1 protein-coding gene is annotated in these 425 nt (G+C 71.5%); it reads left to right on the top strand.

The features are described 5' to 3' along the window. Window positions 1-18: 18 nt before the first annotated feature. Window positions 19-425 (top strand): acyl-CoA thioesterase (locus ACOADB_RS27235; protein WP_378606480.1); only part of this gene is annotated, 407 nt, incomplete at its 3' end.

Raw genomic sequence — 425 nt, 5'->3', positions numbered from 1 at the left:
GACATCACGGTTCGCGAGGTGCGCGCCGGACGTCGCGTCTCCACGTACGACGCCGTGCTGGTCCAGGCCGGCAAGGAGATCGCGCACGCGGTGGTGAGCACCCATGACTGGGACGCCGCCGGCACGTTCGACCACGCACCGCACCAGGCACCCGTCGTACCGCGGCCGGAGGACTGCCAGGACGTCAGCGCGCTGATGTCACCGGGCATGGTGCCGATCCTCGACCGCTACACCTACCGCGCGCCAGTGATCCCCGGGTGGCTCACCGGCAAGCCCTCGGGCACCACGGAGTCGCTCTGCTGGATCCGCGCCACCGACGAACGTCCGGTCGACGCCCTGCTCGCGGGCGCGATGACCGACGCGTTCCCGCCCGTCACCGCCGAGATCGGCCACCTCGCCTCGGCCACCATCCAGCTCACCGTGCA

The organism is Nocardioides sp. CPCC 206348, from assembly GCF_048654705.1.
In the GTDB taxonomy this organism is placed as follows: domain Bacteria; phylum Actinomycetota; class Actinomycetes; order Propionibacteriales; family Nocardioidaceae; genus Nocardioides.
This window is presented reverse-complemented; position numbering and strand designations above follow the sequence as displayed.